Raw genomic sequence first — 24,604 nt, 5'->3', positions numbered from 1 at the left:
AGCCGCCCCGCGTGGGACGAGCAGGGGCTTGCGGCGGCTAGAATCGCCGCAAGCAGCCACCTTGGCAGGAAGGGTATTTGTGCAGGTCACCAGCATCGGCCACGCGGGTTTCCGCATCGACACCGCGGCCGGGAGCATCCTGTGTGACCCGTGGGTGAATCCGGCGTACTTCGCATCGTGGTTCCCGTTCCCCGACAACAGCGCCCTGGACTGGGACGCGCTCGGCGACTGCGACTACCTGTACGTGTCGCACCTGCACCGCGACCACTTCGACCCCAAGCTGCTGCGCGAGCACGTCAACAAGGACGCCGTTGTGCTGCTACCGGACTATCCGGTGCCCGATCTGCGGCGCGAACTCGAGAAGCTGGGCTTTCACCGGTTCTTCGAGACGACCGACTCGGTGCGCCACACCGTGTCCGGGCCCAAGGGCGATCTGGGTGTGATGATCATCGCGCTGCGCGCCCCCGCCGACGGCCCGATCGGTGACTCCGGGCTCATCGTCGATGATTCAGAGACGGTGGCGTTCAACATGAACGACGCCCGGCCCGTCGATCTCGATGTCGTGCACGCCGACTTCGGCCACGTCGATGTGCACATGCTCCAGTACTCGGGCGCCATCTGGTACCCGATGGTCTACGACATGCCCGCGCGGGCCAAGGAGGCGTTCGGGATCCAGAAACGTCAGCGTCAGATGGACCGCTGCCGGCAGTACATCGCGCAGGTCGGGGCGAGCTGGGTCATCCCGTCCGCGGGCCCGCCGTGCTTTCTCGATCCGGAGTTGCGCGACCTCAACGACGACCACGACGATCCGGCCAACATCTTCCCCGACCAGATGGTGTTCCTGGACCAGATGCGCACGCACGGCCACGACGGCGGGCTGCTGCTGATTCCTGGCTCGACGGCCGAATTCACCGGCTCACAACTGGATTCGCTGAACCACCCGCTGCCAGAGGCCGAGGTGGAGGCGATCTTCACCACCGGCAAGGCCGACTACATCGCCGACTATGCCGAGCGGATGGCGCCGGTGCTGGCCGCGGAGAAGGCGAGCTGGGCCGACGCGGCGGGCGAGTCGTTACTGGAGCCGCTGCGCACGGCATTCGAGCCGATCATGATCCAGAGCGATCAGATCTGCGACGGTATCGGCTACCCGGTCGAGTTGAGGCTCGGCTCCGAAACGGTGGTCCTCGACTTCCCCAAACGCATTGTGCGCGAAGCCGTTGCCGCAGAGAAGTTCCGCTACGGTTTCGCGATTCCGCCGGAGTTGGTGCGCACGGTGTTGCGCGACAACGAGCCGGACTGGGTCAACACCATCTTCCTGTCCACGCGGTTCCGGGCATGGCGGGTCGGCGGATACAACGAGTACCTGTACACCTTCTTCAAGTGCCTGACCGACGAGCGGATCGCATACGCCGACGGCTGGTTCGCCGAGGCGCACGACGACTCGACATCGATCACCCTGGACGGCTGGGAGATTCAGCGCAGGTGTCCGCACCTGAAGGCCGACCTGTCGAAGTTCGGCGTCGTGGAGGGTTCGACGCTGACCTGCAACCTGCACGGGTGGCAGTGGAATCTGCAGAACGGGCGGTGTCTGACCACCAAGGGCCACGAGTTGCGGAGTAAGCGAAAGTGACGGTTCCGCAACAACTTTACGACGACGGCATGATCCAGGTCGACCGGGAGGCGGTCACGCTGCGCCGGTACCACTTCCCCTCGGGCACGTCGAAGATCATTCCGCTGAGGTTGATTCGCGGGTACACCGTATCGCCGCTGAACTGGGTGCACCGCTACCGGTTCTGGGGCAGTTCGGATCTGCGCCGCTGGCTGCCGCTGGACGTGCGTAGGCCGCTGAAAGACACGCTCGTCACCCTCGACGTCGACGGCAACCGGTGGCGCCCGGCGTTCACGCCCGAACACCCCGACCAGCTCATCGAGGTCCTCGACGAGCTGCTGAAGCCTTAGCCGCGGTTGCGGCGCAGCCGGCGCGCCGCCAGCAGCCCCACCCCTGCCGTCGCCACCCACGGGCCGCCCACGATCAGCGGATCCAACCACATGTGATTGGCGTCGGCCCGTTTGCTTTTCGCGCGCGCGGCCATGCCGTTGTGGGTGAACTCGGTTTTGACGCCGGTCTCGGTGATCGGGTTGTCCGGGCGCAGGCTGAGCAGCGATCGCAGGTGGTGCTCGACGGCGTCCACACGGTCGGCGAGGATCAGCAGCAGCCAGTGCGCGGCGCGGCCCTCGCTGTACGTGCGATACGAGTAGCGCCGGATCGCACCCGAGAGCCCCCGCGGCGGCGTGGACGTGCCGAACACCGGTGTGAGGAACTGGTGCTCGATGGACCGCTCCCTCGGCCACTTCTCGGGTTGGCGCTCGGGGAAATCCCAGTGGGCTCCGGTCTCGACCGGCTTCAGCTTGGGCACCGAGGGCCTGTCGGCCGGGTCGAGGTCGGCGCCCCAACCCGGGATGCGGGCGCGCAGATCGTCGGAAGCCGGGACGGGTGGATGGTCGGCGGTATAGGTCATGTTGATCCCCCTCAGGCGGCGTCGGGCACGATGACCGGCTTGATGCAGTCGTCGAGCTTGGCGGAGAAGATGTGGTATCCCTCGGCGATGTGCTCGAGTGGGATACGGTGCGTGACAATGTCATTGGGCTTGAGATAGCCGTTCTGGATGTGGGAGAACAGCCGCGGCCACTGCCGTTTGACGGGGCACTGGTTCATCCGCAGCGTCAGCCCCTTGTTCAAGGCGTCGCCGAACTTGACCGCGGAGAAGATCGGCCCGTAGGCCCCCACCACCGAGATCGTGCCGCCCTTGCGCACCGAGTCGATCGCCCAGTTCAGCGCGACCGGAGAACCGCCCTGCATCTTGAGCTTGGCGCCGGTCACGTGTTGGAGCAGGTTGCCGTCGGCCTCGGCGCCCACCGCGTCGATTGCGACGTCGGCGCCGAGATAGCCGGTGGTCTTCTTCATCTCAACGACAATGTCGTCGTACTCGACGAAGTTGAAGGTCTCCGCATGGGCGAAGGCGCGGGCCTTCTCCAGCCGGTATTCGAGGTGGTCGACCACGAGCACTCGGCCGGCACCCAACAGCCACGCGGATTTGGCCGCATACAACCCGACCGGACCGGCGCCGAACACCACCACGACGTCACCCTCGACGATGTCGCCCAGTTGCGCGCCGAAGTAACCGGTGGCCAGCGCGTCGGTGCACATCAGCGCGTCCTCGTCGGCCATCCAGTCCGGAATGATCGCCGGGCCGACGTCGGCGAACGGAACCCGTACGAATTCGGCCTGCCCGCCGTCGTATCCGCCGCACGTGTGGGAGTACCCGTAGATGCCCCCGACCGCGGTCGCGTTCGGATTCACGTTGTGGCAGTTGGAGTACAGTCCACGCGCGCAGTACCAGCACGAGCCGCAGAAGATGTTGAACGGCACCATGACCCGGTCGCCGACCTGGAGGTTCTGGACCGACGGCCCAACCTGCTCGACCACGCCGATGAATTCGTGTCCAAAGGTCATCCCGACCCGGGTGTCGGGCATCATCCCGTGATAGAGGTGCAGGTCCGAACCGCAGATCGCCGCGAGCGTCACCCGCACGATCGCGTCGTTCGGATGCTCGATCGGCGGAACGTCTTTTTCTTCCACCCGTATCTTGTACGGGCCGCGGTAAACCATCGCCTTCACGGCGCCTCCTAGGGTTGGGTTGCGATGCTTTACCCCGGTGTGCGCGCGCGAAACAAATCCGATCCGGCCGCCGGCCCTAGTGCACCGGCGTCAACACGTCCGTACCGACATAGGGCCTCAACGCCTGTGGTACCCGGACGCTGCCGTCGGGCTGCTGATGGTTCTCCAGGATCGCCACCAGCCACCGCGTCGTAGCGAAGGTTCCGTTCAGCGTCGCCGCGATCTGCGGGCGGCCGTTCTCATCGCGGTACCGCACCGCCAGCCGGCGCGCCTGAAAAGTCGTGCAGTTCGACGTCGAGGTCAGCTCACGGTAAGTCTGCTGGGTGGGAACCCAAGCCTCACAATCGAATTTGCGCGCCGCGGAGGCCCCGAGATCGCCCGCGGCGATGTCGATGACGCGGTACGGCACCTCGATGTCGGCCAACATCTGGCGCTGCCAGTCCAGCAGCCGCTCATGTTCGGACTCGGCGTCCTCGGGCTTGCAGTAGATGAAGCCTTCGACCTTGTCGAACTGGTGCACGCGGATGATGCCGCGGGTGTCCTTGCCGTGGCTGCCTGCTTCGCGCCGGAAGCACGACGACCAGCCCGCGTAACGCAGCGGTCCGCCGGACAAGTCGAGGATCTCGTCGGCGTGATATCCGGCAAGTGGCACCTCGGAGGTGCCGACCAGGTACAGGTCGTCGGACTCGATCCGGTAGACCTCCTCGCTGTGGGCGCCGAGGAAACCGGTGCCCGCCATGACCTCTGGGCGCACGAGCACCGGCGGGATCATCATCGTGAACCCGTTCTCGGTGGCCAGCCTGACCGCCAGTTGGAGCAGGCCGAGTTGCAGGAGAGCGCCTGCCCCGGTGAGGAAATAGAACCGCGCGCCGGACACCTTGGCCCCGCGTTCGAGATCGATGAGGCCCAGCGACTCGCCGAGCTCGACGTGATCCTTGGGGTCGTCGATACGCGGCGGCTCACCGACCGTGTCGAGCACGACGAAGTCGTCCTCGCCGCCCGCGGGCACCCCGTCGATGATCACGTTCGAGAGCGCCATGTGAGCCGCGGTGAACGCCTTCGCCGCGTCGGCCTGCGCGGCCTCGGCGGCCTTGACCTTCTCGGCGAGCTGCTTGGCCTGCTCGAGGAGCGCGGGCCGCTCCTCCGGTGAAGCTTTGCCCACCTTCTTGCTTGCGGCCTTCTGCTCGGCGCGCAGATTGTCGGCCGCCGACACCGCGGCCCGGCGCGCGGAGTCGGAGGAGAGCAACGCGTCGACGAGGCTCGGGTCTTCGCCGCGGGCGCGCTGCGAGGCACGAACCGCATCCGGGTTTTCGCGCAGCAACTTGAGGTCGATCACGGGCGCAACCCTACTGGTCGATTCCCCAGGCCAGCACAACCGCATAACTTTACAACTGCATCACTTGTCACAGCACCTGACACGCCTGTCACAATGGAGCAGATGTTGGAGGCACCCGATCGCCCATTCGGCGAGCACGACCCCGCCGACCCGCAGCAAGGCGACACACAGGCGTCGGAGCGGGTGGCGTGGTGGACCAGTCTGCACGCCACGCCGACGCGCCGGGCGCTGGTGCTGACGGCTCTGGGCGGGTTGCTGATCGCGGGCCTCATCACCGCCCTGCCGCAGACCGACGGCGCCAGCGGGCTGACCGCGAGCACGATCTCCCTCGGCCCGCGGGGCAATGAGACGTTCGAACACGCCAAGGCCGGCGACTGCCTCAACTGGCCCGACCGCACACCCGACGCCGCCGAGATCGTCGACTGCGGCCAGGAGCACCGGTTCGAGGTCGCCGAGTCCGTGGACATGCGAACCTTCCCCGGCAGCGAATACGGACCGGACGCCGCGCCACCGTCGAGCGCGCGCATCCAGCAGATCAGCCAGGAGCAGTGCGCCACGGCCGTGAAGAACTACCTGGGCCCGCGCTTCGACCCGAACAGCCGCTTCACCGTGAGCATGCTGTGGTCCGGAGACAAGGCCTGGAGCCAATCCGGCGAGCGCCGCATGCTGTGCGGGCTGCAGCTGCCCGGGCCCAACAACCAGCAGCTGCCGTTCTCCGGCAAGGTCGCCGAGGTCGACCAGTCCAAGGTGTGGCCGCCGGGCACCTGCCTGGGTATCGACCCCACCACCAACCAGCCCACCGACATCCCTGTCGACTGTGCTGCGCCGCACGCGATGGAGGTCACCGGCGCGGTGAACCTCGCCGAGAGGTTCCCCGGGGGGCTGCCGCCCGAGCCCGAGCAGGACAGCTTCATCAAGGACGCGTGCACCCGGATGACGGATGCCTACCTGGCGCCCATCGAGTTGCGCAGCACCACGCTGACGCTGATCTACAGCACCATTTCGCTGCCGAGCTGGGCGGCCGGCAGTCGTCAGGTGTCCTGCAGCATCGGCGCCACGCTGGGCAACGGCGGCTGGTCGACGCTGCTCAACAGCGCCAAGGGCCCGCTGCTGATCAACGGTCAACCGCCGGTGCCGCCGCCGGACATCCCCGAGGAGCGGCTGAACTTCCCGCCGATCCCGATCACCGACAACGAGCCCGTCAACACCTCTCAGTCCACCAGCGGCCAGTCCTCCAGCAGCAGCAGCAGCGGCAGCAGCAGCTCGAGCGACGACAGCGACCAACAGCAGTCGACGCACGGCCAGCAGTCGCCTGATGTCCATCAGGGCGGCGCACCGACCGAGCCCGCGCCCGGCAACACCTTCATCAACGGCGCGCCCCCGCCGCCTCCCGGCGCCCCGCCACCACCGCCGGGTGCGCCGCCACCGCCGCCGGGCGCGCCGCTGCCCCCGCCGCCACCAGCACCCGCGCCGCTTCCGCCGCCTCCCGCACCGGCCCCGGCCCCGGCCCCACCACCGGCACCCGCACCGGCGCCGCCTGGACCGTAGCCGCGTGGCCGTACGGATGAGCCCGCAACGGTTCGACGAACTGGTCTCCGAGGCGCTCGATCTGATACCGCCCAAGCTCGCCGACGCGCTGGACAACGTCGTCGTCCTGGTCGAGGCCCGCAACGACGAAGAGCCCGACCTGCTGGGCCTGTACCACGGCGTCGCCCTGACCGAGCGCGATTCGTGGTACGCCGGTTCGCTGCCCGACACCATCACGATCTACCGCGAGGCACTGCTGGAGCACTGCGACAGCGAGCAGGAGGTCGTCGACGAGGTGGCGATCACGGTGATTCACGAAGTCGCACATCATTTCGGCATCGACGATGAGCGCCTCCACGAACTCGGGTGGGGTTAGCGGGCGAAGACACCGCGCGGCAACTGCGCTTTGTCGCCCATGGGTGCTATCAAGGGGCCATGACCGAGTGCCGAGAATGCGTGGCGGGCCTCGAGCACTGCCACGGCACCGTCATTCACCACGCCGCGTATCGGCCGGAGTGCACCGAACCCGATTGCGTCACCCCGGAAGTCGCGCACGCCTTCGTGATCGACTGTGAGGCGATCGACTGCGCTTGCGCGGTCGTGGTGTCAGCCCATCGGGTCGGCTGAGCGCAGGGCGTCCTCGACCGGGCGCACGTCGGGCTCCGGATAGAACGGCGGCGTCATCGACCCCCACTGCAGGCAACTCCACCTTCCGTCGGTGATCGGTGCCAGCACGACGGCCTCCGTGTTGCCCAGATGGTGGTCGAGCGCGAAACTGCTCTCGACACCGGCCAGCACCGAGGACACCAACCGGATCGCCGCGCCGTGGCTGACCACCACGATGTCGCCGTGCCAGGTGTCGTCGTCGAGATGACGCATCCGCAGTTGGGTGATGGTGGGCACATAGCGCTCCAGCACATCGTGGCCGGTTTCGCCGTTGGGCATCGCCACGTCGAGATCACCGTCGTGCCACTTCTGGTAGATGGATTCGAACGTCGCGATCGCCTCGTCGTCGTTACGGTCCTCCAGATCGCCCACCTGGACCTCGTGGACCCCGTCGAGTTCCACGGGCGGCAACCGCACCGAACCGGCGATCTCCTCGGCGGTCTGGCGGGCCCGGTGGGCCACCGAATGCGCAAGGATCGCGGGCGCGGCAGGCAGACCCCTGGCGAAGGAGCGCGCCTGATCGCGGCCGAGGTCGGTCAGTTGTGCGCCGGGCGGGCGGGTGTCGAGGCGACGGTGGACGTTCGCCAGCGACTGTCCGTGGCGCACCAGCACCAGACGCCCGCTCACCGCTGTCCCTCCCGGAGTCGCGCCAGCCAGCGGGAGGCTTCATCAAGTCCGGGAGGGACCGCGCCTGCGGCCGCTCCGGTCGGCCAGGATCCAAGGAATCGCATATCCGAACAACGACGGTGCAGCGCCTTGAGTGCCTCGGCCACCGCATCGTCGTCGATGTGCCCGACGCAGTCGAGGAAGAAGATGTAGGTGCCCAAACCCGTTCGGGTGGGCCGTGATTCGATCCGGGTCAAGTCGATGTCGCGGACGGCCAACTCGGTCAGCGCCGACACCAGAGCGCCGGGAACGTTGTCGAGTCGCAGGACCACCGACGTACGGTCGGCGCCCGTGCGCCCCGGCGGCGGAGCAGGCGCTCCGACGAGCACGAACCGGGTGCGCGCGTTGGGTTCGTCGACGATGTCTGACGCCAGCGACTCCAGGCCGTAGCGCTTGGTGGCGAGCGCGGTACTCACCCCCGCGTCGGCGCGGCCCTCGGCGACGTCGGCGGCCGCGGCGGCGTTGGAGTTGGCGGGCACCACCTGCGCCGACGGCAGATGTTCGGCCAGCCAGTTCCGCACCTGCGCGGCGGCGACGGGGAACGCGGCGACGGTCTTCACGTCGTCGGGGGCCGTGCCGTCGCGGACCGCGATCGTGAACGAGACGTCGAGCGTGAGCTCGGCGAAGATCTGCAGCGGTGTGCCACCGGCCAGGCCGTCGAGGGTGGGCAGCACCGAGCCCTCGATCGAGTTCTCGATCGGCACGCAGGCGTAGTCGGCGGTGGCTTCGCGCACAGCGGCGAGCGCACCTGTGGTGCTGTCGCACGCGACCGGTGTCACCTCTCGGGCGCCCGGCCCGCCGGGCAGCATGCCGCTGCTCGACATTTTGAGCAGCGCCGCTTCGGTGAAGGTCCCCTCGGGGCCGAGATAGGCGATGCGCAGCACGGATCAACACTATCGGGTCACTGCGGTAATGCCGTTCCGCTGCACGAAAGCCTTGCGGGATCCGCCATGGCCTAGTTAAGTTAGGCTCACCTTATCTCAGAGGAGGCGGGATGGCGACAACTGTCACGGCACCGACGACGGCCGAGCGGATCCGCAGCGCATGCGCCAAGGCGGGCGGCGCGATGCTCGCGGTGGAGGGCGGCGACAACGGGACGCCCACCGAGACACCCGTCCACCACTTGCTCGGCGACGGCTCGTTCGCGATCACCGTTCCCGCCGACAGCGCGGTGGCGGCCAAGGCCGTCAGCGCGGGCACCGGCGGGGTGCAGGCGGTGCTGGAGATGACGGACTACGCGCCGCTGCCCCTACGCGAGCCGGTGCGTTCGCTGGTGTGGATCCAGGGCCGCCTGCACGACGTGCCCGCCGGTGAGGTGTCGGCCCTGCTCGATCTGATCGCCTCCGAAGACCCCAATCCTGCGCTACTTCAGGTGAACTCGGCGACCGCCGACGGCGACAAGGGACACACACTTCTGCGGCTGGAGATCGACTCCGTGGTCGTCGCCGATTCCACGGGCGCCGAATCGGTCACCGTGAGCACGCTGCTGGACGCCCGACCGGACCCGTTCTGCGCGATGGAGTCGTGCTGGCTGCAGCACATGGAGTCCGCGCACCGCGACGTCGTCGAGAGGCTGGCCAGCCGGCTCCCGATGTCGCTGCGCCGTGGCCGGGTCCGGCCCCTGGGCTTGGACCGCTACGGCGTGCAACTGCGGGTGGAAACCGACGAAGGTGACCACGATGTCCGGCTGCCGTTCACCCGCCCGGTCGACGACGTCACCGGGTTGAGCCAGGCGATCCGGGTGCTGATGGGCTGCCCGTTCCTCAACGGGCTGCGCGCACGGAAGTTGTGACGGCACTACCCTAGCTCCGGTGACCGGCGCCCCCGACGAGCTCACCGATCCCGCCCGCCGGGCCCTGCGCATCGAGATCGTCGTCGTCCTGGCGGTGACGTTCGGACTGTCGGCCTACAGCGCGTTGCTGAACCTGATCGAGTCGGTGCTCCTCGGCCTCTCCGGTCAGGTCGTCGCGCTCAATCCGCGCCGCTCCCCTTTCGATCTCATCGACCTCGGCCTCAACCTCGTCTGGGTGTTCCAACTGTCGGCATGGGGCGCGCTGGCCGTATACCTGTTGTGGCGCAGCGGAATCTCTCTCAAGTCGATCGGCCTGGGGCCGCCCCGTTGGCGGGCCGACCTGCTCGGCGGGCTCGGCCTCGCCGCGCTGATCGGGCTGCCCGGTCTGGCGCTGTATCAGGTTGCCCGGCTCCTCGGCATGAACGCCGACGTCGAGCCGGCCGAGTTGTACGACACCTGGTGGCGGATACCGGTGCTGCTGTTGACGGCGCTGGCAAACGGCTGGGCCGAGGAGGTCATCGTCGTCGGCTACCTGATCACCAGGCTGCGCCAGCTACGCGTGAGCCCGGCGACCGCCGTCGTCGTCACCAGCGTCCTGCGCGGGCTCTACCACCTCTATCAGGGCTTCGGAGCGGGGTTGGGGAACCTGGCGATGGGCGTGGTGTTCGGCTATGTCTACCTGCGGACCGGCCGGCTGTGGCCGCTGATCATCGCGCACGCATTGATCGATGCCGTGGCCTTCGTCGGCTATGCGCTGGCCGCCGGCCACCTGGGCTGGTTGCGCTGAACATGCGGGTCGGCGACGTACATTTCTTCAGGTGACCGACAACCGGCAACCGCCCCGCGGGTTCGAGCCGCCGCGGCGGCCGCACCGGGAGCCGTCACAGGTGATCCGCCGCGATCCCAACTACCGGCCGCCCCCACCGAACCCGCCGATCGGGCGGCCTGCCCCGCCTCCACCCCGCATGCCTCCGCCCCGCGTGCCACCTCCACCTCCTCCGCCGCCACCCGCCCCGCCCCGCCGCACTACGCCGCCATCGGCAGGGCCCCGCCCGGCCGCCGCTCGCCGACCGGCGCCACGCCCCCAACACCCACCGCCCCCGCAGGCTCCGACGAGGCCGAAACGCGCTCGCCGCAAACGGCATTGGGGCCGGGTGCTGCTGGTCGTGCTGTTGCTGGCCGGGACGGCAGTCGTGGCCGGTGGGCTCTGGATGGACTCGTCGCTGCGGCGCATCCCCGCACTGGTCGACTATCCGGACCGGCCCGCAGCGGGTGCGGGCACCACATGGCTGCTCGTGGGATCCGACAGCCGCCAGCACCTGACCCCCGAACAACAAGCGCAGCTGACCACCGGTGGGGACATGGGCGACGGGCGCACCGACACGATCCTGCTGGTGCACATCCCCGGAATCACCTCGAGCGCCCAGGCGACGATGGTCTCGATACCTCGGGACTCCTACGTGTCGATCCCGGGCTACGGCAGCGACAAGATCAACGCCGCGTACTCGGTGGGCGGTCCGCAGTTGCTCGCCCAGACGGTCGAGGAGGCGACGGGCCTCCGGATCGACCACTACGCCGAGATCGGCTTCGACGGGTTCGCCACCATGGTCGACGCGGTCGGCGGGGTGACGATGTGTCCGGCCGAGCCCATCAGCGACCCCCTCGCCGGCATCGACCTGCCTGCCGGGTGCCAGAAACTCGACGGCCGCAGCGCGCTGGGATTCGTCCGCACCCGGGCCACTCCGCGCGCAGATCTCGACCGCATGGTTCACCAGCAGGAGTTCATGTCCGCGCTGCTGCACCGCGCCACCAGCCCGTCGGTGTTGCTCAACCCGCTGCGCTGGTATCCGATGGCGCAGGCTGCCGGCCGGACGTTCACCGTCAACGAGAACGATCACGTGTGGCATCTGGCCCGGCTCGCGTGGGCCATGCACGGAGACGTCCTCACCACCACGGTCCCGATCGGTGAGTACTCCAGCGGTGACGTCGGCTCGGTCGTCGTCTGGGACGAGACCTTGGCCGGCCAACTGTTCGAGGCGCTGCGCACCGACTCAACGGTGCCGCAAGACGTCGTCGACGCTCAGCCCTAGCACGACTCCAGCAAACATCTACCCGCCGATGTTAGCGCCGTCACAAAGGGTGTGCTCATTAAGGTAAACCTCGCCTGCGTTAGGTCGTCCTTCGCTGACAATGCGCTCTGAGCTGGACTATCGTGGCGTTCATGACCACTGCTGAGGCTTCCGACACCAAATTCCACGCCCTTCTGCAAGAGCAGATCCGCAACGAGTTCGGCGCTGCGCAGCAATACCTCGCCATCGCCGTTTACTTCGACGGAGCCGACCTTCCGCAGCTGGCCAAGCTCTTCTACCGCCAGGCCGTCGAAGAGCGCAATCACGCCATGATGCTGGTCCAGTACCTGCTCGACCGCGACGTCGAATGCGAGATTCCCGGGATCGATGCGGTGCGCAACAGCTTCGACGCTCCGCGCGACGCGCTCGTCCTGGCGCTCGATCTGGAGCGCACCGTCACCGAGCAGATCGGCCGGTTGGCCGGCGTCGCCCGCGACGAGGGTGACTACCTCGGCGAACAGTTCATGCAGTGGTTCCTCAGTGAGCAGGTCGAGGAGGTCTCGCAGATGACGACGTTGGTGCGCATCGCCGACCGGGCCGGCGACGACCTCTTCCATCTGGAGGACTTCGTCGCGCGCGAGCTGGGCAAGGCGCCGAAGGACAACGGCGCACCGAAGGTCGCGGGCGGAAGCCTCTGATCGTCGCGCGGGGCTGACTCGGGGCTAATCGCGCCCGGCGCCGGCCAAACCGTTCTGCAGCCAATCCTTGGTGCGGCCGGGGTGGTTGGTCGCGACCCACGCCACGCCGAGGTCGCGACAGTACTGCACGTCCTCGAAATGGTCGACGGTCCAGCAGTACAGCGCGCGGCCTTGTGCGGCCGCCCGGTCCACCAACTCGGGGCGCTCGCGCAGTGTGGCGATCGACGGGCCGACCGCGGTGGCGCCCACCGTTGTGGCGGCGCTACCGCCGAGGTAGCGCGCCGTCTCGCCGAGTAACACCGTCGGCAGCATCGGCGCCGCGCGGCGGATGCGCCACACCGCGGCCGCTGAGAACGACATCACCACGGCTCGCGACAGGTCCGCCGATGCGGGAGAGGCGATTGCGAACCGGTGCAGAAGGGCCAGTACCTTGCTCTCCACCAGCCCACCGAACCGGACGGGATGCTTGGTCTCGATGAACAGCTTGACCGGGCGGTTCCAATCGAGCACCAGCGAGATCAGGGCTTCGAGGGTGAGCAGACCTGTATCACCTTGCGGCTCAAGGGCGTTCCGGCTGGGATGCCACCCGCCGAAGTCGAGTTCCCGCAGTTGGGCGAGCGTCATGTCGCTGACGATCCCCGTTCCGTTCGATGTGCGGTCGACCCTGCGGTCGTGCACACACACCAGGTGGCCGTCGCGGGTGAGCCGCACATCGCATTCGACGCCCTCGGCACCCTGCTGCAGCGCCAGCTCGTACGCCGCGAGCGTGTGCTCGGGACGGTCGGCCGACGCACCTCGGTGGGCCACGACGAACGGATGGCCCCCGGGCGTCGGTCCGGACGTCGCGTTTTCGGCGGCTTCGGAGTCGCCTGTCATACGGCCTATGCTGCCGGGTCCTGCCCGTGTGACTCAACCGGAGCCTTGGACTCGGCGCGATCCTGTGCCGGCGTGCCGTCGTCTGGGACGATCACCCAGCGCTTGCTGGGGCGCTCGACGGGCTGCCGTTCGAAGCCGGAAACGACCTTCATGGCGAGCAGCAGCGCGGCCAGTGCCAGCAGATAGGCGATCATCGTGGTCATCGTGTTGTCAGCGATTCCCTGCGCATCGCGGGTGAAGCTGGTCGCGATCGACCAGATCGACACCGCGTAGCTGGCCACCCACGCGAGCCACCACACCGCGATCGGCCTGCGCAGATAGCTGAGCCGCTCCTCGACCCCCGCCAGTTCGAGGACGAACACCGGCGCCCAGAACAGGTTCACGAACGGGAGCAGGCAACCGGCCTGCAGAACCCAGGACGGTCGGGGGTCGGTCGTTCCCCGGTAGGCGTATGCGGCGGCCCGCCTGGCGATCAGCCAGGCGGTCAGCACGACCAGGCTGGCCACCACCATGAACGCGGCGACGACGCTGAGCACGACGCCGAACCAGGTCCCGATGGCGGCGATCCACGGGGGCAGCAACACCGAACGGTTGACGATCAGCAGCACATAGCGCGCAAGGTGAATCAGCGCCGCGGCACCCAGCATCGCCATCGTCAGCAGCAGCGTGCCCGTCACCATGCCCGGCGACGGCCCACGGCGCGGCGCCTCCTGCTGTTGGTCGACCGGCGCGATCTGATCGACCAGGCCCCATCGCGGGATGGTCGCGTAACGGGGCGTCGGCCCGAGGGCGCGCTTCGGGCGCCGCGGGTACGGCGGTGCGCCGGGCCGCACGGCGATCCAGCGGTAACCCGGCGGCAGTTGCGGCCGCGCACCGGGCGCTGCGGCCGAGGACCGTGCGCTCCACTGGGAGTTCGCGGCGTCCGGCGCGGGAGCCGACGGCGGCAACAACGAACCGTTGCACCGCGGACACCACGTCCGGCGCCGGTCGCGCACGTTCCACCGGGTTCCGCACGCCGAACACACCTGAATCATTTCGCTCCTCGCGCGCGGAATCACTTCGCTCCTCGCCCGACCATTCGACCAGGGTAGCGACGATCCGTCAGACGACACCCGGCCCGCCGTCGTCGGTCACCACCGGCCGACCGGCGCCGACCCAGGCGAACATGCCGCCGTTGACGTTGATCGGTGAATAGCCGTTCCTGGCCAGATACTGCGCCACCCGCTGCGACCGCCCACCGGCCGCGCAGATCACGAACACCTGGGCGTCAACCTCGATCTCCGCCAGCCGCGCCGGGACCTGTCCCATCGGGATGTGTCGTGCCTCCGGGGCATGCCCGCGTGCCCACTCGTCGTCTTCCCGTACGTCCAGCAGGATCGCCCCGGGGCCGAAGGTGGTCGGCACGTCGGCGATGTCGACCTGCCCGAATTCAGCCTCGTTCATGCCTCAATGCTGACATGCCGCCGGCCGGCTTGCGGCGACAGCAATGCCCACCTATCCACAATTTCCACAGGTTCATCCACAAGCAACGACATCGGACAACCTGCCTTGAGCCGCTGAATCTGTGATTCTCCTGAGGACTGCTGTGGATAAGCGCCGAACTTTTCGGCGTTCCCATCAACAGGCCGGCGGATGGCGAGCGAAATCCCTAGTCCCGCTAACCGCCGACTGAGCCGGCGGTGCCGGTATCCGTCGTGAACGCGAGCCGATTTTTGCCGCGCGACCGGAGGGGTTATGATCGGCGTCACATACAGCGGTTGTGATAGATCTCACCGGGGGGGAAGATTAGAACATGCAGGTCAGGAGGGGTTCATGACGTCTTCGATGGGGTCGGGTTCGGCTATGCCCCCCACGGAGTGGCAGTCCTCCACGCCCGCCGCCTACACCCGCAGCCAGTTGATGGCGTGCCTGCGCGCTGGCGTGATCGCCCTGGTGCTCCTGGTCGTGCTGGCCCTGATCGTCCTGTACTGACGACATGCCGCTCGCTTACTGCGAGCGCGGATACGAAAGAGCCGCCGGGTCGATGACGCGGCGGCTCTTCGATGTCGAGAAGGTTCTCAGGCGGGCGGATAGACGCCCATCTGCTTGCCCTTGTCGGTCTGCCAAAAGATGTCGGCGATCTCGTCGATCGTCTTGAGCAGCTTCTCGGCGACGGCGACATCGAGTGACTTCTTGACGTCGCCGGCACCGTGCACGCCGTCCCAGAACAACTGGTGCAGGTTGGGGAACTGCTCGAAGTGATCCTTGGTGAAGAAGTCGGCCCACAGCACCATCAGGTGATGCTTGACCTCCTCGGCCTGCCGCTCCTTGATGATGATGGCGCGCGCGCGGAAGTGGTCATCGTCTGAGTCGTGATACTTCTGGATCGTCTTGAGGCACGAGAGCGCCTCGATTTTGGCCTGCGCGGGGTCGTAGACGCCGCAGTACAGATCGCAGTGGGCATGGGCAGGGGTCGCGTTGTTGAACAATCGATGCAGCATGGTCCTAACTTACCCTTTGGGGGTGCGCCGCAACCAGACACCGCGACGCTGGCCGCTGCGGCTGTTCCGCGTGGTCGACGACTCGATGCGCCCCACGGTCGGCCCCGGCGACGGCCTATTGGCCATGCGGGGCGGGAGCATTCGGCGTGGACAGCTTCGGGTGTTCCAGGATCCGCGGCGTTCGACGCGGTGGCTCGTCAAGCGGGTCGGCGACGTCTACACCGACGGTCGCGACGTGATCTTTGAAGCCCGCTCCGACAATCCGGGCGCGCCCGGTGCCGCCGACTCCCACGACTTCGGTTGGATTGCGGCGGCCGGGTCGTACCGCGTGCTGTGGACTGCCCGCGCAGATTCCGGCGATTAGCAGTCGTGTCCACTTGCGTGCCAGGCAAGTTCTGCCGCATGCTGGGAAAATCGACCCACTGGCGTGTCGGGCCATCAGTCGGCCAGCGGCCGGCGTCCGAACACCGATGGCGCGGAGGCGATATGGAGAGGGAGTCGGGCAAGGCGATCGAGATCGCCCCCTTTCATTCACGCGGTTCACTCAAGGGCTTCGTCATCTCGGGCCGCTGGCCGGACTCGACCAAGGAATGGGCACAGTTGCTGATGGTGGCCGTGCGCGTTGCATCACTTCCCGGATTGCTCTCCACGACAACCATTTTCGGGGCCCGCGAAGAACTGCCCGACGAACCCGAACCCAACACGGTCGGCCTGGTTGTCGCCGAGGGCACCGTGGTCGGTGAATCAGCGGTACCGCCAGGCTATTTCGCCGAGCACCAGCCACCCGCTCTGTTGATGTTGCATCCTCCGTCGGAAACCACACCCTCGCTGCCGGAGTGCAGCGGGGCGGCCTCCGGTTGCGTATTACTGCCCGGCCTCCCCCACCTCGGCCTCGAGCACCGCGCGGCGTGGGTGGAAGCCGAATCCGACGGGACAGTGACCTCCATGGTGAGTCGCGTCGGCGTGGACCCCATCAGCCATCCCGACACCGCGATCCTTGCGATGCTGCTTGCGGCATAAGGGCTTTCGAAGCATTCGATTCGGGCGCCTGAATAGTGGTTTCGGGTCCCCGAAACCCTAGGTGGCAGTGGCGCATCCGCGATACCGGCGCTATGGTCGGGTCAGTAAGCGAAGGGGAGTAGCCCCCAATCGTCGTGTCGACACACTGGCGCAAGCCCGGCCGGCGAACCACACCCGACGTGTGGTGGGCGAGACCTTCGACCGAAGCCGGCGGACGTGAGCACCGCTTCGTCGGCGACGCGTCGAAAGGGTCGTCCGAATGCTCCCCGCCATCCTGGTCAGTCTGGCCGTGGTCTTCGTCGCTGAACTCGGCGACAAGTCGCAGCTGATCACCATGACCTACTCGCTGCGCTACCGGTGGTGGGTTGTGCTCTCCGGCGTTGGGATCGCCGCGATGCTGGTGCACGGCCTGTCCGTCGCGATCGGACACTTTCTCGGGATGACGCTGCCCGAACGCCCGATCGCGTTCGTCGCCGCCATCGCCTTCCTGTTGTTCGCCGTGTGGACGTGGCGCGAGAACGGCGGCGACGACGAGATCCGGATCGCCGAGCCGCGGTTCGTCGTGCCCGCGATCGTGTCGTCGTTCGTCCTGGCCGAACTCGGCGACAAGACGATGCTGGCCACCGTTGCCCTGGCCAGCGAACACAACTGGACAGGCGTGTGGATCGGCGCGACCGCGGGCATGATCCTGGCCGACGGCGCCGCGATCGCGGCGGGCAGGCTGATGCACCGCCGATTGCCTGAGCGGTTCCTGCACGGTCTGGCCAGCGTCTTGTTCCTGCTTTTCGGCCTGTGGCTGCTGTTCGACGGTGCGCTGGGGTTGCGGTGGGTTGCCGTGGCGGTCACGGCCTGCGTCACCGTCTCGGTGCTGGTGGTCTGGCTGATCCGCCGTCGCCGGGCCGCCGCGCCGGACGGCACAGATCAGCCGTCGACCCAGGTGTCCTGACCTCGACCTGCGTGTTCGGCGCCCGACTCGCAGCGGCTCCGCGACCATCCGTGCGGAATTTGGCAAACGCCACTTTGCGCCCGAATGCATGCAATCGATGTTGCCGGCGGCGGTCACGGGGAGTGCCGTGGGCGCACTGTCCGGTCTCCGAGCAAAACTAGCTCGACAAAGTCGCCTTTGTTTGCTTCGTCGCACCGTATGGTAGAGGCGTCGGCGCACGCGGAATGCGTCGCGGCCGGCACAGTAGCGGGCGTCGAGCGCGGGGGCGGATCAACTTTTCCCGGGTTTGCACTTGGTTGTTGCCACAACACTCGCTACGATGATCAGCAAATACGCCGCTTGTACACCGCTCGTCCAATGCATGTGGAGGTCATATCGATGAGCACGACGTTCGCCGCTCGCCTGAACCGGCTGTTTGACACGGTCTACCCGCCGGGACGCGGCCCGCACACCTCCGCTGAGGTGATCGCGGCACTGAAGGCCGAGGGCGTCACCATGTCCGCTCCGTACCTCTCGCAGCTGCGCTCGGGCAACCGCACAAACCCCTCTGCCACCACCATGGCCGCTCTTGCCAACTTCTTCCGGATCAAGCCGGCCTACTTCACCGATGACGAGTACTACGAGAAGCTCGACAAGGAACTGACCTGGCTCGCCAGCATGCGTGACGAGGGTGTCCGGCGTATTGCCGCACGCACCGTCGGCTTGTCGCCGGAGGCCCAGCAGGACATCGTCCAAAAGGTCGACGAGCTGCGTCGCCGCGAGCATCTCGACGATTAGCCCGGTACGGCCCACCGCGCCACAGCTGGCGAAGCGGGGCCGCGCTACCAGCTACGCTGCTTGACCCGTCGCGCCGCCGCGACGGGTCAGCGCTCTGTACTGCTCCGCGATCTCCAAGATCCATTCGCGGTCGGAGTACTCGCTCGGCTGGTTCAACCATCCCAGTCCGGGAAAATCGACGCGCCTGTCCTCCGGAGCGCCCTCGGTCCCGGAATGGATCCACTGGGCGATCGCCCTGGCCTGTTCCCGCGGCGGAACGGGTGGGGATTCGAGGTCCGTCTCGTCGGCGTCGGCGTCATCGCCGGACACCGCACCGCGCGGGTCGACCCGGAGTCTGCGCCGGTGCTCGGCGGCCGTGGCTTCCAGGTAGAGCGCGTCGGAGATCAACGACATCCGTTCCGCGACCCGGAAGACGAGCGGCCCGCGCGGCCGGACGCCGATACCGATGTCAGGGTGCCTGCGGCCGAGCTCGGTGAGGATCGGCTGGATCGCCCGCAGTTCGCGTCTGGCGCCGAACCAGTCCTCGATGCTGGGCAGCAGCGAGCCCGCGGCCACGACCAGCATCGCGCACCCCAGCAGCGTCGCCGCGGCCCCGACGCCGACCGGTCCGTCGCGGTCGAGGGCGCGCAGGAAGAAGAAGGCCGACGCCACCACGATCAGCACGATGCCGATCGTGAACACGAACAGCGCGCGCCCGCGGCGGCTGCGGTTCGAATAGCGCAGCCCCGCCCACGAGACCAGCGACAACGCCAGCAGCACGTAGAGCAGCGGCAGCAACCACGGCAACGTGTTTCCACCGCCGCTGAGGTTGCGCTGCAGATACTCCTGGGGCGACATCTCGGGCTGACGGCCGGCGGAGAAGAAGGCCACCCCGGTCACCACGGCGATCACGGCCGCGACGCTGTACTGCGCGAAGGCGATTTTGCGGATGGTCGCCGGTTTACGCACCGACGACACGGTCGTGATCATCACGCAACTGCCCGCAGCGCAGGCCACGAGCGCCACCTGCGACAGGCCCAGGGAGATGTTGGGCCAGCGCAGCAACCGATCAATCAGCAGCGTCAGGGGTTGCCAATTCAGCGCGGCGATCAACGCCAGGCTCGCCAGCGCGACGATCATCGCAGTGCTCACCAGGCTCTGCTTGTTGACCAGCGCCCATCCGATGCGTAGTCCGGTGGCCAGTCCGAGCAGACCGGCGATCACCCAGACGATCAACCAAACGCCTCTCCGAGCCGCACCTGCACGATCGACGACCGGTCCGACGGAAGCCGGCCCAGGCGGTACAGCAGCAGGGCCGCAAAGTCCTCGGCCTCCTGCTCGGCCTCCTCACCCGCGGGACCCATACATCCGGTCCGCTGGTTGAGCATGTAGCTGATCAGATCGGAGCTGGCGAACTCCGTGCTCTGTTCGGCGGCCTGCGCGACAGGGATACCGTCGTGGCCCAACACCAGATGCCCCAGCTCGTGGGCCAGGGTCCGGTCCCAGGCGGGCAGCCCCTTCTGGATCAGGAACACGTCGTGGTCGTTGTACTGGCGCCATTGCCCACAGACGCCGGGCGGCAGCTCGGCCATCTTGAGTTCGATGGGTCGCTTGCGGTCTTCGCTGACGGCCTCGACCAGTCGGGTAAGTGACACCTCCCCGTGCCGCGGAGCCAGTTCGAGCACGGCCCCGACCGCGCGGGTGACACGGCGGTTAGCTGGCATGGATCCCCCTTCCGACCAGTCCACTATGCGCTGTCCGCCGTCTTGACGGGCGGCTTCTTCAGTCAGTTCGCGAACTTTGCGGTCCGTATAAGCATGCCCTCAATACGCCATGCAGCCAAGACGCATCCGGCACGGCTTCGCCGGCGCCGAGCCGCCCGCAGCCTCAACACCGTGAACGATAGGGTTGTGCTGCACCGACAACCTGCACAGCCATGACCTCAGCAACCGAAAAGACCTCCGGGAGGCAGCCGGGATGAGCCCGTTCAAGCGACGCAAAACCCGCGCCACCCGCAGGGCCGAGGCCCGCGCGATCAAGGCGAAGGCGAAACTGGAGGCCAAGTTGGCCGCCAAGAACGAAGCCCGTCGCATCAAGTCCGCCCATCGGGCCGAGGCCAGGGCGCTCAAGGCGCAGATCAAGGCTCAGCGCGACAGTGACCGGGCCGCCCTCAAGGTCGCGGAGACGCAACTGAAGGCCGCCCGCGAGGGCAAGCTGTTCGCCCCGGGCCGAATTCGTCGTGTGCTGACCGTGACGCGACTGCTCGCGCCGATCGTGGTGCCCGTCGGCTACCGCGCGGCCATCGCCGCGCGCGGCTATGCCGACCAACGCCGGGCGGAGCGGCTCGGGGTTCCGCTCAGCCAGGTCGGCCAGTTCAACGGCCACGGCGCCCAGTTGTCGGCCCGCATAGCCGGCGCCGAGCAGTCGTTGCGGTTGGTCTCCGAGAAGAAGCCGAAGGACGCCGAGACCAAACAGTTCGTCGGGGCGATCACCGAGCGTCTCGGGGACCTGTCCGCCGCGATCGCCGCCGCCGAGCACATGCCGCCGTCGAGGCGACGTTCTGCGCACGCCGCCATCGAACGTCAACTCGACGGAATCGACGCCGACCTGATGGCTCGGCTCGGCGTGAGCTGAGCCGCAAGTGTCGCCGTCCGGCTTCGCGGCCCGCCTTCGTGGCGCGGCGTCGGGGCTGCTGACGGCGGCGCTCGCCGTGGCCGCGCACGGTTACGGCGGTGCCGAGCCGCCCACCGGTGCCGCGGTCGTGGCGCTGGGCATCGTCGCGATGACCGTCGGCACGTTGACGGCCACGCTGTCGGGTGCTTCGAAAACCCTTGTGTTGCTTGCGGTTCTGGCGTGCGGCCAGATCGTCGGCCACATCGTGCTGGGCGCCTCCGGGCATGATCACGCGCCGCGGGCCGCGGCGATGGTGGCCGCGCACGCGGTGGCGGTCGGCGTCGGTGCGGTGCTGATCGCGGCGGGCGACCGGCTGTGCGGGGTGGTGTCGCGCGTGATGCGCGTGGCGGTACGCGTGGTGTGCCCGCCGCCCGCACCGCATGCTCGCCCCATCGCGCGGCGGCCCGAACAACCGCTGCGCTCCGCGCTGCTTCTGGCCGCTTCCATGTCTCATCGTGGGCCGCCGGTCAGCCCCGCACGCTGATCGACATACCAACGGCAAGAGAAAGACTTGTTTCGATGAGAACCATCACCAGGGTGCCCCGTCGCGCCCTCACCACCGTGGCCCTGATCCTCTGGCTGACGGTCGCAGTGCTGGCCACCGCGGGCACCGCCTCCGCGCACGCAACCCGCATCGCGTCGGATCCGGCGGAGAACGCCCGGCTGACCGAGGCGCCCGAAACGGTGTCCGCGACGTTCAGCGAGGCGCTGCAGCCACAGTTCGCGGCAATGACCGTCGTCGGCCCCGACGGCAATTTGTGGTCGACCGGCGAACCGCAGGTCCAAGACGCTGTCCTGAGCGTCGGCGTTCGCCCGCTCGGACCGTCGGGGCTCTACACCGTGAACTACCGGGCGACGTCGGCGGACGGGCACGTGGTCAACGGGTCCTGGACGTTCGAGCTGAGCGTGCCGGGAACCGGGACACCGGGGCCGTCGGCGGCCGCACCGGCCGAAACCCCCGCCGACGACGGAATCCCGGTGTGGCCGTTCTTCGTGGGAGCGGTCGCCATCGTCGGTATCGGCGCGATATGGGCGGTGCGGCGGCGCGCGTGACCCGTCAGCGCACCGTGGTCGTCGGGGCGGTGCTCGCGGCCGCCGCGACCGGCCTGTCCTGGGCGCTGGCCTACCCGCACGGGTCGCTGAGTTCGACAGTGGTGCGGGTCCTGGCCGACTGCGCGGGTGTCGTCACGCTGGGCTTGGCCGTGGTGCCGATGCTCGACGGCGAACGGCACCGCGGCGAGTTGTTGGCCCGCTCGACGCGACCGTTGGCGGCCGCCTCGGTGTTGTGGCTGCTCGCCGAGCTGAGCCGGATGATCGTCGCGGCGGCACAGACCGCCTCGCTGCCGGTGTTCCGGCTCGGCGTGCAGACCACCCTCGACTTCGCGACGACGACCGCGGCGGGGCGGGCGGGCATGCTCGCGTTGGTCGCCGCGGCGGCCATCGCCGTGGCGGCGCTCGTCGCACCGCGGACGGCGTCGTGGAATGTCGCCGTGATCGGCGCGGCGGCGGTCGGAGTCGTCGCACGCCAACTGACGGGGCACTTCGCGGACAGCCCGCTGGGTGGTGTGGCGGTCACCGTGCACACCCTGGCCGCCGCGTTGTGGGTCGGTGCGCTGGCAGCGCTGGTGTTGACCGTCGACCACCGCGGTCAGTGGGCCAGGATGCTGCCGCGCTTCTCTGCGCTGTCGCTGGCCTGTGTGGTGGTGCTGCTGGTCGGCGGGGTGGTCGGCGCCGCGATCCGGTTGGGCGCACCGGCCGACCTGTACGCGACCGGTTACGGCCGGCTGGTGTCGGCCAAGATCGCGGTGACGGTCGCGCTCGTCGTCCTCGGCTGGCGAAATCGCACGATGTGGCTCCCCGCCGCACGGTCACATACCGCCTCGGCGGTGGTGTCCCGGACGCGGGCGCGGGTCGAAACCGCACTGATGCTCGTCGCGCTGGTCCTGGCGGCCGGTCTGGCCGTCACGGGTTAGTGCCATATCCGACCTGGCATGATGGACCGATCGACTTTCGGCCGCACGCTCGGCGGCCCCGGCGACGAGACACTGCAAAGGAGCAGCCCGATGGCAGACCAGCAGGGCCGACCCGACGAACAGCCGCACAGCTCACCACCGGCGGATCAGTCGACCCCGCAGCCCGCCGCCGCGGAGTCCGCGAGCGTCTCGCCAGACCCGCTGATCCCGCCCCCACCGGCGAAGAAGACGCCCGCCAAGAAGACTCCCGCCAAGAAGGCCGCCAAGAAGACCCCCGCGAAGAAAGCGGTGAAGAAGGCCGCACCGGCGAAGAAGACGCCCGCCAAGAAAGCCCCTGCCAAGGGCCCGGCGAAGCAGACGCCGGCCAAGAAGGCGCCCGCAGCCGAGCGGGCTGCTACCGGCAACGATGTTGAGTCTGCAGCGAAAGTGACTGCCGCACAGGCAAAGTCGACGGTTGCTGCCGCCAGCAATCCGGTGGCCGGCCCGCCGCCGACGCCTTTGATCGGGCCCGAACCGTCACGGCTGCCGGTTGCGGCGGCCATCGCGGCGGGTGTGCTGGCGATCATCGTGGTGTTGCTGATCCGCCGGGGCAGCGACGAGGACTGACAAATCGCTTGACCCTCACGCCGCGTCAGGGTCGATAGTGGCGTCATGGACGCCATGACCGTTGGCGCGGTGGCCACCCTGACGGGTGTCTCGGTACGCACCTTGCACCATTACGACCACATCGGTCTGGTGGTGCCGAGCGTGCGTACCGAGGCGGGCTATCGCGGATACACCGACGCCGATATCGAACGGCTGCACCTGGTGCTGGTGTACCGGTCGGTCGACATGCCCCTCGAGGAGATCCGCGCACTGCTGGACGGGGACGGGCATGTGCTGGGCCACCTCGAGCGGCAGCACCGGCTGCTGCTGGACCGTGCGGACTACCTGCAGCACACGATCAAGGCAGTGGAGGAACTGATGAGCGCACACCGCAATGGCGTACAACTGACCGCCGACGAGCAGGTCGAGATCTTCGGTAGCGCGGTGTTCGACGAGTACGCCGCCGAATCCGAGCAGCGGTGGGGCGGTTCGGACGCGTGGACTCAGTCGCGGCAGCGGACGGCGCGGATGACCAAGCAGGACTGGATCGAGTTCAAGACCGACAACGATGCGCTGTTGGCGGCGCTGGCCGATGCTCACCGCGACGGTGTCGCTCCCGGCACACAGCGTGCGGACGAGTTGGCCGCCTGGCACCGCGCGAACATCGAGCGCTTCTACGACTGCGATCACGAGATGCACGTGCGCCTGGCCGAGATGTATCTGGCCGACGAGCGGTTCAAGCGCTACTACGACGACGCCGAGCCGGGGCTCGCGCAATTTGTGCACGACGTCATCGCGGCCAGCGCCGATAGCTGATCAACTGGACCCGACGCGAACGTCGCGAAGTTACGCTTCCGGTACC

The 24,604-nt window shown here is 68.1% G+C and carries 31 protein-coding genes; 20 read left to right on the top strand and 11 right to left on the bottom strand.

The window, feature by feature from the left end:
- The first annotated feature begins 79 nt into the window (after positions 1 to 79).
- Both RMCN_RS09470 and RMCN_RS09465 read left to right on the top strand, forming a co-directional pair.
- Positions 80 to 1,630: an MBL fold metallo-hydrolase gene (locus RMCN_RS09470; protein ID WP_067388602.1), complete on the top strand. Its 1,551-nt coding sequence runs from the start codon at positions 80 to 82 to the stop codon at positions 1,628 to 1,630.
- The gene (locus RMCN_RS09465) at positions 1,627 to 1,959 is read left to right on the top strand and encodes a hypothetical protein (protein WP_067388600.1); all 333 of its coding nucleotides are present in this window, start codon (positions 1,627 to 1,629) and stop codon (positions 1,957 to 1,959) included. Before RMCN_RS09470 ends, RMCN_RS09465 begins: the two co-directional genes overlap by 4 nt.
- Here the strand turns inward: RMCN_RS09465 and RMCN_RS09460 are convergent.
- The 3 genes from RMCN_RS09460 to serS form a co-directional block, all read right to left on the bottom strand.
- Positions 1,956 to 2,519: a hypothetical protein gene (locus RMCN_RS09460; protein WP_067388598.1), complete on the bottom strand. Its 564-nt coding sequence runs from the start codon at positions 2,517 to 2,519 to the stop codon at positions 1,956 to 1,958. The genes RMCN_RS09465 and RMCN_RS09460 overlap by 4 nt on opposite strands.
- Positions 2,520 to 2,530: 11 nt before the next feature.
- The gene (locus RMCN_RS09455) at positions 2,531 to 3,679 is read right to left on the bottom strand and encodes a zinc-dependent alcohol dehydrogenase (protein ID WP_067388596.1); all 1,149 of its coding nucleotides are present in this window, start codon (positions 3,677 to 3,679) and stop codon (positions 2,531 to 2,533) included.
- A gap of 76 nt (positions 3,680 to 3,755) precedes the next feature.
- The gene (serS, locus tag RMCN_RS09450) at positions 3,756 to 5,015 is read right to left on the bottom strand and encodes a serine--tRNA ligase (protein ID WP_067388594.1); all 1,260 of its coding nucleotides are present in this window, start codon (positions 5,013 to 5,015) and stop codon (positions 3,756 to 3,758) included.
- 93 nt (positions 5,016 to 5,108) lie between these two features.
- Between serS and RMCN_RS09445 the strand changes: the two genes are divergently transcribed.
- Genes RMCN_RS09445 through RMCN_RS09435 form a run of 3 tightly spaced genes read left to right on the top strand, consistent with a single transcriptional unit; the run spans position 5,109 to position 7,169 of the window.
- The gene (locus RMCN_RS09445; protein ID WP_067388592.1) at positions 5,109 to 6,563 is read left to right on the top strand and encodes a septum formation family protein; all 1,455 of its coding nucleotides are present in this window, start codon (positions 5,109 to 5,111) and stop codon (positions 6,561 to 6,563) included.
- 4 nt (positions 6,564 to 6,567) lie between these two features.
- Entirely contained in the window at positions 6,568 to 6,918 is a 351-nt protein-coding gene (locus RMCN_RS09440; RefSeq protein ID WP_064415940.1) for a metallopeptidase family protein, read from the top strand.
- Positions 6,919 to 6,977: 59 nt separating this feature from the next.
- Entirely contained in the window at positions 6,978 to 7,169 is a 192-nt protein-coding gene (locus RMCN_RS09435; RefSeq protein WP_064415935.1) for a hypothetical protein, read from the top strand.
- Here RMCN_RS09435 and RMCN_RS09430 read toward each other — a convergent pair.
- Together RMCN_RS09430 and pheA are read right to left on the bottom strand one after the other, a co-directional pair.
- The gene (locus RMCN_RS09430) at positions 7,149 to 7,835 is read right to left on the bottom strand and encodes a histidine phosphatase family protein (protein ID WP_064415936.1); all 687 of its coding nucleotides are present in this window, start codon (positions 7,833 to 7,835) and stop codon (positions 7,149 to 7,151) included. The two genes, RMCN_RS09435 and RMCN_RS09430, sit on opposite strands and share 21 nt — an antisense overlap.
- Positions 7,832 to 8,758, bottom strand: coding sequence for a prephenate dehydratase (gene pheA, locus RMCN_RS09425; RefSeq protein WP_067388590.1), 927 nt, complete (start codon positions 8,756 to 8,758; stop codon positions 7,832 to 7,834). Before pheA ends, RMCN_RS09430 begins: the two co-directional genes overlap by 4 nt.
- Before the next feature lie 110 nt (positions 8,759 to 8,868).
- Here pheA and RMCN_RS09420 point away from each other — a divergent pair, with 110 nt between their 5' ends.
- From RMCN_RS09420 to RMCN_RS09405, 4 genes are all read left to right on the top strand, one after another.
- Positions 8,869 to 9,666 (top strand): DUF2470 domain-containing protein, encoded by a 798-nt coding sequence (locus RMCN_RS09420; RefSeq protein ID WP_064415938.1) that lies wholly within the window; start codon positions 8,869 to 8,871, stop codon positions 9,664 to 9,666.
- A 19-nt stretch (positions 9,667 to 9,685) separates the two neighbouring features.
- Entirely contained in the window at positions 9,686 to 10,453 is a 768-nt protein-coding gene (locus RMCN_RS09415) for a CPBP family intramembrane glutamic endopeptidase (protein WP_067388588.1), read from the top strand.
- A gap of 178 nt (positions 10,454 to 10,631) precedes the next feature.
- Positions 10,632 to 11,756 (top strand): LCP family protein, encoded by a 1,125-nt coding sequence (locus RMCN_RS09410; RefSeq protein WP_276019726.1) that lies wholly within the window; start codon positions 10,632 to 10,634, stop codon positions 11,754 to 11,756.
- 131 nt (positions 11,757 to 11,887) lie between these two features.
- Positions 11,888 to 12,433, top strand: a complete 546-nt coding sequence (locus RMCN_RS09405; RefSeq protein ID WP_067388805.1) for a ferritin — start codon at positions 11,888 to 11,890, stop codon at positions 12,431 to 12,433.
- Between the two features lie 24 nt (positions 12,434 to 12,457).
- Here RMCN_RS09405 and RMCN_RS09400 read toward each other — a convergent pair whose 3' ends face one another.
- The 3 genes from RMCN_RS09400 to RMCN_RS09390 all read right to left on the bottom strand — a co-directional run bounded on the left by RMCN_RS09400 (position 12,458) and on the right by RMCN_RS09390 (position 14,752).
- Positions 12,458 to 13,309, bottom strand: a complete 852-nt coding sequence (locus tag RMCN_RS09400) for a glycerophosphodiester phosphodiesterase (protein ID WP_064413113.1) — start codon at positions 13,307 to 13,309, stop codon at positions 12,458 to 12,460.
- 5 nt (positions 13,310 to 13,314) lie between these two features.
- Positions 13,315 to 14,343 carry a DUF4328 domain-containing protein gene (locus RMCN_RS09395; RefSeq protein WP_067388586.1) on the bottom strand — a complete coding sequence of 343 codons (1,029 nt, stop codon included), beginning with the start codon at positions 14,341 to 14,343 and terminating at the stop codon, positions 13,315 to 13,317.
- A gap of 67 nt (positions 14,344 to 14,410) precedes the next feature.
- A complete protein-coding gene (locus RMCN_RS09390; protein WP_067388584.1) occupies positions 14,411 to 14,752 on the bottom strand; it encodes a rhodanese-like domain-containing protein in 342 nt (113 codons plus the stop codon).
- A 369-nt stretch (positions 14,753 to 15,121) separates the two neighbouring features.
- Between RMCN_RS09390 and RMCN_RS31015 the strand changes: the two genes are divergently transcribed.
- Positions 15,122 to 15,280 (top strand): hypothetical protein, encoded by a 159-nt coding sequence (locus tag RMCN_RS31015; protein ID WP_165595589.1) that lies wholly within the window; start codon positions 15,122 to 15,124, stop codon positions 15,278 to 15,280.
- A gap of 86 nt (positions 15,281 to 15,366) precedes the next feature.
- Here the strand turns inward: RMCN_RS31015 and sodN are convergent, their stop codons facing one another.
- Entirely contained in the window at positions 15,367 to 15,789 is a 423-nt protein-coding gene (gene sodN / locus RMCN_RS09385) for a superoxide dismutase, Ni (protein WP_064413109.1), read from the bottom strand.
- Positions 15,790 to 15,874: 85 nt separating this feature from the next.
- Between sodN and RMCN_RS09380 the strand changes: the two genes are divergently transcribed.
- The 4 genes from RMCN_RS09380 to RMCN_RS09365 all read left to right on the top strand — a co-directional run bounded on the left by RMCN_RS09380 (position 15,875) and on the right by RMCN_RS09365 (position 18,532).
- Positions 15,875 to 16,153: a S24/S26 family peptidase gene (locus RMCN_RS09380; protein ID WP_231744661.1), complete on the top strand. Its 279-nt coding sequence runs from the start codon at positions 15,875 to 15,877 to the stop codon at positions 16,151 to 16,153.
- A 122-nt stretch (positions 16,154 to 16,275) separates the two neighbouring features.
- Positions 16,276 to 16,809: a hypothetical protein gene (locus tag RMCN_RS09375; RefSeq protein ID WP_064348444.1), complete on the top strand. Its 534-nt coding sequence runs from the start codon at positions 16,276 to 16,278 to the stop codon at positions 16,807 to 16,809.
- Positions 16,810 to 17,068: 259 nt separating this feature from the next.
- On the top strand, positions 17,069 to 17,755 hold the full coding sequence (locus tag RMCN_RS09370) for a TMEM165/GDT1 family protein (RefSeq protein WP_067388582.1): 687 nt from the start codon (positions 17,069 to 17,071) through the stop codon (positions 17,753 to 17,755).
- Between the two features lie 378 nt (positions 17,756 to 18,133).
- Positions 18,134 to 18,532: a helix-turn-helix domain-containing protein gene (locus RMCN_RS09365; protein ID WP_064348517.1), complete on the top strand. Its 399-nt coding sequence runs from the start codon at positions 18,134 to 18,136 to the stop codon at positions 18,530 to 18,532.
- Positions 18,533 to 18,583: 51 nt separating this feature from the next.
- Here the strand turns inward: RMCN_RS09365 and RMCN_RS09360 are convergent, their stop codons facing one another.
- Entirely contained in the window at positions 18,584 to 19,747 is a 1,164-nt protein-coding gene (locus RMCN_RS09360; RefSeq protein WP_064413107.1) for a hypothetical protein, read from the bottom strand.
- On the bottom strand, positions 19,744 to 20,235 hold the full coding sequence (locus RMCN_RS09355) for an ImmA/IrrE family metallo-endopeptidase (protein WP_064395089.1): 492 nt from the start codon (positions 20,233 to 20,235) through the stop codon (positions 19,744 to 19,746). The genes RMCN_RS09360 and RMCN_RS09355 overlap by 4 nt, the downstream gene beginning before the upstream one ends.
- A 253-nt stretch (positions 20,236 to 20,488) precedes the next feature.
- On the opposite strand from RMCN_RS09355, the gene RMCN_RS09350 reads away from it, so the two are divergent.
- From RMCN_RS09350 to RMCN_RS09320, 6 genes are all read left to right on the top strand, one after another.
- Complete coding sequence (locus RMCN_RS09350; RefSeq protein ID WP_064401167.1) at positions 20,489 to 21,145, top strand: DUF6474 family protein; 657 nt, start codon at positions 20,489 to 20,491, stop codon at positions 21,143 to 21,145.
- Positions 21,146 to 21,152: 7 nt separating this feature from the next.
- Positions 21,153 to 21,668, top strand: a complete 516-nt coding sequence (locus tag RMCN_RS09345; RefSeq protein WP_067388580.1) for a hypothetical protein — start codon at positions 21,153 to 21,155, stop codon at positions 21,666 to 21,668.
- A 35-nt stretch (positions 21,669 to 21,703) separates the two neighbouring features.
- Entirely contained in the window at positions 21,704 to 22,237 is a 534-nt protein-coding gene (locus RMCN_RS09340) for a copper resistance CopC family protein (RefSeq protein WP_067388578.1), read from the top strand.
- Complete coding sequence (locus RMCN_RS09335; RefSeq protein WP_067388576.1) at positions 22,213 to 23,157, top strand: CopD family protein; 945 nt, start codon at positions 22,213 to 22,215, stop codon at positions 23,155 to 23,157. Before RMCN_RS09340 ends, RMCN_RS09335 begins: the two co-directional genes overlap by 25 nt.
- Before the next feature lie 90 nt (positions 23,158 to 23,247).
- On the top strand, positions 23,248 to 23,763 hold the full coding sequence (locus RMCN_RS30830; protein WP_067388803.1) for a hypothetical protein: 516 nt from the start codon (positions 23,248 to 23,250) through the stop codon (positions 23,761 to 23,763).
- Positions 23,764 to 23,808: 45 nt separating this feature from the next.
- Positions 23,809 to 24,558 (top strand): MerR family transcriptional regulator, encoded by a 750-nt coding sequence (locus RMCN_RS09320; protein WP_067388574.1) that lies wholly within the window; start codon positions 23,809 to 23,811, stop codon positions 24,556 to 24,558.
- Positions 24,559 to 24,604: the final 46 nt, after the last annotated feature.

Source organism: Mycolicibacterium novocastrense (assembly GCF_001570485.1).
GTDB classification, from domain to species: Bacteria; Actinomycetota; Actinomycetes; order Mycobacteriales; family Mycobacteriaceae; genus Mycobacterium; species Mycobacterium novocastrense.
This window is presented reverse-complemented; position numbering and strand designations above follow the sequence as displayed.